8 protein-coding genes are annotated in these 5,785 nt (G+C 75.3%); all 8 read left to right on the top strand.

All coding sequences use genetic code 11. The annotated features are described in order from the left end of the window. Positions 1 to 1,410 (top strand): CpaF family protein (locus AA75_RS37740; RefSeq protein ID WP_033824949.1); only part of this gene is annotated, 1,410 nt, incomplete at its 5' end. Next, a complete protein-coding gene (locus AA75_RS37735) occupies positions 1,410 to 2,375 on the top strand; it encodes a type II secretion system F family protein (RefSeq protein ID WP_033824948.1) in 966 nt (321 codons plus the stop codon). The genes AA75_RS37740 and AA75_RS37735, both read left to right, overlap by 1 nt. Further along, positions 2,372 to 3,256, top strand: a complete 885-nt coding sequence (locus tag AA75_RS37730; protein WP_033824947.1) for a type II secretion system F family protein — start codon at positions 2,372 to 2,374, stop codon at positions 3,254 to 3,256. Before AA75_RS37735 ends, AA75_RS37730 begins: the two co-directional genes overlap by 4 nt. Positions 3,257 to 3,296: 40 nt before the next feature. Then, positions 3,297 to 3,560, top strand: coding sequence for a hypothetical protein (locus tag AA75_RS37725; protein WP_033824946.1), 264 nt, complete (start codon positions 3,297 to 3,299; stop codon positions 3,558 to 3,560). A gap of 14 nt (positions 3,561 to 3,574) precedes the next feature. After that, a complete protein-coding gene (locus tag AA75_RS37720) occupies positions 3,575 to 3,967 on the top strand; it encodes a TadE/TadG family type IV pilus assembly protein (RefSeq protein ID WP_158515636.1) in 393 nt (130 codons plus the stop codon). A gap of 83 nt (positions 3,968 to 4,050) precedes the next feature. Continuing rightward, positions 4,051 to 4,452: a TadE/TadG family type IV pilus assembly protein gene (locus AA75_RS50295; RefSeq protein ID WP_033824945.1), complete on the top strand. Its 402-nt coding sequence runs from the start codon at positions 4,051 to 4,053 to the stop codon at positions 4,450 to 4,452. 20 nt (positions 4,453 to 4,472) lie between these two features. Further along, complete coding sequence (locus AA75_RS37710) at positions 4,473 to 5,006, top strand: hypothetical protein (protein ID WP_149038614.1); 534 nt, start codon at positions 4,473 to 4,475, stop codon at positions 5,004 to 5,006. After that, positions 5,006 to 5,785 (top strand): LysM peptidoglycan-binding domain-containing protein (locus AA75_RS50290; RefSeq protein ID WP_033824944.1); only part of this gene is annotated, 780 nt, incomplete at its 3' end. The genes AA75_RS37710 and AA75_RS50290, both read left to right, overlap by 1 nt.

Genomic DNA, 5,785 nt, shown 5'->3' with positions numbered 1-5,785 from the left:
GCCGGGGCGCCGACGGCCGGCACCCGGCCGGCCGTCGACCCGCAGGTGGCGCGGGAGTTGAAGCGCCAGGTCGCGGCCGAGCTGCACCAGCAGCTCTCCCGGCTGAACGACGGCTCGGACACGGAGGTCGACCGCGCCACCCGCCGCCAGCGCGGCCGCGCGCTGATCGAGGAGGCGGTGGCCCGCTGGTCGGACGCGTACGCGCAGACCCACGGCATCCCGCCCACCCGGGAGCAGGACCGGGCGCTCGCCGAGGCCGTGTTCGACCTGCTGTTCCGGGCCGGCCGGCTGCAGCCGTACCTGGACGACCCCGACATCGAGAACATCCTGATCAACGGCTGCGACGACGTCTGGATCTCCAAGGTCCACCAGCCGCTGCGGCAGGTCCCGCCGGTGGCCGACACCGACGAGGAACTGGTCGAACTGCTCCAGGACCTGGCCCGCCAGCACGGCGGCGGCGAGCGCAGCCTCTCCACCGCCAGCCCGACCCTGGCGCTGCGGCTGGAGGGCGGCATGCGCCTGCAGGCGCTCACCGAGGTCACCCCGCGGCCGTACGTGGCGATCCGCCGGCACCGGGTCGCCTCCGCGAGCCTGGCCGACCTGGTGGCGCTCGGCACCGTGGACCAGACCCTGGCGGCGTTCCTGGCCTCCGCGATCCGGGCCCGGAAGAACGTGGTGATCACCGGCACCCAGGGCGTCGGCAAGACCAGCCTGCTGCGCGCGATGGCCGCCGAGATCCCGCCGGACGAACGGGTCGGCACCCTGGAGTCGGAGTTCGAGCTGTGGCTGCACACCCTCGGCCACCTGCGCCAGGTGGTCCCGATGGAGGCCCGGGAGGGCAACGGCGAGCGGGTCGACGGCCGCGCGGCCGGCGAGCTGACGATCGGTGAACTGATCCCGGCCGCGCTGCGGATGACGCTCTCGCGGATCATCGTCGGCGAGGTCCGCTCCGCCGAGGTGGTCCCGATGCTGCGGGTGATGACCAACGGCGAGGGCGGCTCGATGTGCACCCTGCACGCCCGCGGCCCGCAGATGGTCGTCGACCGGATCGCCGAACTCTGCCTGGAGTACGGCGCGCACATGACCGACACCCTCGCCTACCGGCTGACCGCCAACGCGGTCGACTTCATCGTGCACGTCGCGATGGTCGACGAGACCGCGGTCGGCGGCCGCCGGCACCGGTTCGTCTCGCACGTGCTGGAGGTCACCGGCCTCGGCGAGTCCGGCCGCCCCGCGATGAACACCGTCTTCGGCCCGCGCCCCGACCTCGGCGAGCCCCGGGCCGTGCCGCACACCCCGCCCAACTGCCTGGACGACCTGCGCCGGGTCGGCTTCGACGCGGGCCTGCTGCAGTCCGCGTACGGCAGCTGGCCGGCCCCGCTGGCGCTGCGGATCGGAGGGCTGCGCTGATGCTGCTGTACGTCCTGTGCGGACTGCTGGTCGCCGTCGGCCTGGTCGCCCTGGTGGCCGGGCTGCGCGGCAGCGCGCCGAGCGAGCCCGCCGAGCCCAACCCGCTGGCCGGCCGGGTCCACGTGTTCTGGTACGGCGCCCCCGGTGCGGCCGCGCCCCGGGTGGCCAGGCTGCGCCGGATCCAGGTCGCGGCGGCGCTCGCCGCGGCGCCGCTCGCCTGGCTGTACACCGGGATCCCGCTGGTGGCGGTCCTGGTGGTGGCCGCGGTCTTCGGACTGCCCTGGCTGTTCGGCGCGACCCGCTCCGACACCCGCCGGATCGAGCGGCTGGAGGCGCTGGCCGAGTGGACCCAGCGGCTCGCCGACGTCCTGCTGCTCGGCGTCGGCCTCAACCAGGCCATCGTGACCAGCCGGCGGACCGCCCCGGCCGCCCTGGAGAGCGAGATCTCCGACCTGTCCGCCCGGCTGCAGGCCCGCTGGCGTCCCGAGGACGCGCTGCGCGCCTTCGGCGACCAACTGGCCGACGCCACCGCCGACAAGGTGCTCGCCGCACTGCTGCTTCGGGCCGGGGACAGCGGTCCCGGCCTCGCCCGCGCACTGGCCGACATGGCCGCCTCGGTCCGCGAGGAGGTCCGCCAGCGCCGGGCGATCGAGGCCGACCGGGCCAAGCACCGCACCACCATCCGCTGGCTGGTCGGCATCATCCTGCTGGTCGTGGTGGCCGGCAGCTTCAACGCCGAGTACACCCGGCCGTACGGCACCGCGCTCGGCCAGGCCGTGCTCGCGGTGGTCGCCCTCGCCTTCGTCGCCGTGATCGCCTGGATGCGTTCGCTGGCCGCGCACACCCCGCTGCCCCGGATCCTGGAGCCCGACCGCCGCAGCAAGGCCGGCCGCCCGGCCGACGGCCCGCAGACCGCCGCCGAACCGGAACCGGCCGGCGACCACCCGCTCAAGGAGGTCCGGTGATCTCGCCCTGGGCCATCGTGGCCGGCGCCGCCGCCGCGGGCGGCGTCGCCCTGCTCGCGGCGGAGCTGCGCCCCGCCCCGCCCGACCTCGGCCAGGCCCTCGACCGGCTGCACCGCCGGCCCGACCCGCGTCCGCAGGACGCGCCCGCCCGCGCCGTCTGGTACGACCGGATCGGGGAGAGCTCGCTCGGCCGCAGCGGGGTCCGGATCCCGCACCAGCAGCTGTCGCTGATCGGCCGCACCCCGGCCCGGTTCATGGCGCACAAGCTGCTGTTCGCCCTGCTCGGGCTGGTCCTGCCGGGCTACCTCTCGGCGATGGCCGCCCTGGCCGACCTCGAACTGCCGGTCACCGTACCGCTGGTGGCCGGTCCGCTGCTGGCCGCGCTGCTCTGGTTCGTCCCCGACGGCGTGGTCAGCGGCGAGGCCAAGGAGGCCAGGACCGAGTACCTGCACGGCATCGCGGCCTTCCTGGAACTGGTCGCCCTGGAACGCGCCGCCGACAGCGGCCCGGCGGAGGCGCTGCGGCGGGCCGCCGCGGTCGGCCGGGGCGCGGTCTTCCGGCGGATCCGGGACGCCCTGGAGCGCGCCGCCACCGACCGGCTGCCGCCCTGGGACGGCCTGGACGCGCTCTCCACCGAACTCGGCCTGACCGCACTGCAGGACGTTGCCGACATCATGCGGATCTCCGGCACCGACGGCGCCGCCGTGTACGACACCCTGCGGGCCCGGGCCGAGGGCCTGCGCAGCGAACTGCTGGCCGCCGAACTGGCCCAGGCCAACACCGACAGCGAGCGGATGGTGGCGCCCGGCACGGCGCTCACCCTGCTCATGACGGTGCTGATCGTCTTCCCCGCGCTGTACCAGATGCTCCAAGCGAGTTGACGCCCGTCCCCCGCCCCCGCCCCGTCCTGGAGACCACACCATGACCCGGATCAGACTCCTCCTCGCCTTCCTGCTGCTGCAGGTCCTGCTGCCCGTCCGGCTCGGCGCGCCCGTGCTGCACCACCGTCTCGGCCGGCTGCGCGCCGCCCGGGCGGCCGGCGACCGCGGCGCGATCAGCATCGAACTCGCGCTCGCCGTCATCGTGATGGTCGCCATCGCGGGCGGCGTGCTGCTGGCCGTCAAGACCCTGGCGACCAAGGCCAAGAACACCATCCCGACGGACATCCCGAGCGCCGCACAGTGATCCTCGGCCCGCGCGTGCTCCGTCCGTCCGACCGGGGCGCGGTCACCATCTCCCTGGCCATCCTCTTCCCCACCGTGCTGTTCATCGTGCTGATGGTGGTGCAGGCCTCGCTCTGGTGGTACGCCAGCCAGGCCGCCGTCGCCGCCGCGCGCGAAGGGGTGGAGGCGGGCCGGGTCCGTGGGGCCACGCTGGCGGACGGGGACGCGCGGGTCGGCGAGTTCCTCGGTCGTTTCGACAACCTGGCCCGGCCGGTGCGGGTCTCCCACGACGGCTCCGACGCCGACTCGGTGGAGTACGTGGTGGAGGTCCGCACCCAGTCGGTGCTGCCGTTCGTCGACGGCCGCACCATCGTCCGCACCGCCCGTGCGCCCCGGGAACGCTTCACTGCGCCGGGAGGCACTCCGTGATCGCACCGCCCCGGACGGGTAGCGACCGACGGTACGGCCGGTGGCGGGGGCACCTCCGCCGCCGGGGTGGTGACCGGGGCAGCGTGGCCGTCGAGGTCGCGCTGCTCGCCCCGGTCCTGGTGGCCTTCGTGGTGTTCGTGGTCGCGGCCGGCCGGGTGCAGACCACGGGTGGGGTGGTGGACGCGGCCGCGCGGGCCGCCGCCCGGGCGGCCTCGCTCTCCCGCGACGACGAGGGGGCGAGGACGGCCGCCGCCGAGGCGGCGGCCGCGGTGCTGGACCAGCAGCAGGTGAGGTGCACCGTGGACCGCGACCACCTGCTCGGGTACGGCACGCTCCACACCGGCACCGGGGACGTCAGGACCGTGACGGCGAAGGTCAGTTGCGCCGTCCCGCTGGGGGACCTGATGAATTTCCACGGCGCGCCGGGGAAGACGACCATCACCGGAGAGTTCACCTCGGTGATCGACCGGTACCGCGGCAACTGAGCGGGGTAGGGGGGATACGGATGAGTTTGCGGACCACTCGGACGATCCGTCCGGGGGCCGAGGGCACCGCCGTACGGCGCACCGTCCGCCGGGCGGTCGGCCGGCTCCGGCGGCGGGGGGACGACCGGGGGGCGGTCTCCGTCTTCGTGGCGATCACGGCCGCGGCCCTGGTCATCCTGCTCGGCATCGTGCTCGACCTCGGCGGCCGGCTGCGCGCCATGGAGCAGACCGACGCGCTCGCCCAGGAGGCCGCCCGGGCGGCGGGCCAGCAACTCGACCAGCGGGCCCTGCTGGAGGGGCGCGGCTACCGGGTGCTCCAGGCGGAGGCCGAGGCCGCCGCCGACTCCTACCTGCAGACGTACCGGCCGAAGGACCTGCCGGACCTGCACCTGACGGCGCACGTGGAGTTCCCCGACGCCAGGACCGTCACGGTGCGCATCGAGTCGCAGTACGACACCAAGCTGCTCAGTCTGATCAACATCGACACGCTCGCGGTGCACGGGACCGGCAAGGCCGTCCTGGTGCACGGCGTCACGGAAGCGGAGAACGGCTGATGGCCGCGCGACGAGCCAACCACCACGCCCGGCGGCCCGGTTCCGCCCCGGCCGGCCCCGGTGGCCGGCAGCCGGTCCGGATCCGGCCGGCCCGCCGCCGCACCGCGGGCTCGGTGCTCGGCGCGTTCGGCGCGCTGATCGCCCTGCTCGGCCTGCTGGGCGTCCTGCCCGCCGTCCTGCTGTACGGCACCCTCGCGGTGGCCGGCATGGGGGATCCGGTCCAGGGCGGTGTCGGTACCGCGCTCACCACCCCGGACGACGGCCGGCTGTTCCTGTGGGCGCTGGTCGTGGTCGGCTGGGTGGCCTGGCTCTGCTTCGCCGGGTCGGTGCTGCTGGAGATCCCCGCGCAGCTGCGCGGCCGGGTCGCCCGGCGGATCCCCGCGCTGGGCTGGAGCCAGCGGCTGGCCGCCGGGCTGGTCGGATCGGTGCTGGCGCTGCTCCCGGTGGCGGGTTCGGCGTTCGCCGCCGCGCCGGTCCACGTCCAGGCCGCCCCGGCGCAGCTCGCCGCCGCCCCGCAGTACGCCCAGCTGACCGCCGCCCCGGCCGCGGCACCCGCGGCCGACCCGCAGCCCGGCTACACGGTGCGGGACTCCCGCCCGGCCGACAGCCTCTGGTCGATCGCCGAGCGCCAACTCGGCTCGGGTGACCGCTGGCAGGAGATCGCCAAGCTCAACAACGGCCGGGTGATGGACGGTTCCGGCATCCGGTTCGATGAGGACCGGCCGATCCAGCCCGGCTGGCAGCTGCTGATGCCCGCCGACGCCAAGGCCGACGACGCG

The organism is Kitasatospora sp. MBT63 (assembly GCF_000710465.2).
In the GTDB taxonomy this organism is placed as follows: domain Bacteria; phylum Actinomycetota; class Actinomycetes; order Streptomycetales; family Streptomycetaceae; genus Kitasatospora.
Note: the sequence above shows the minus strand (reverse complement) of the source record. Positions and strands in the feature narration are given on the sequence as shown.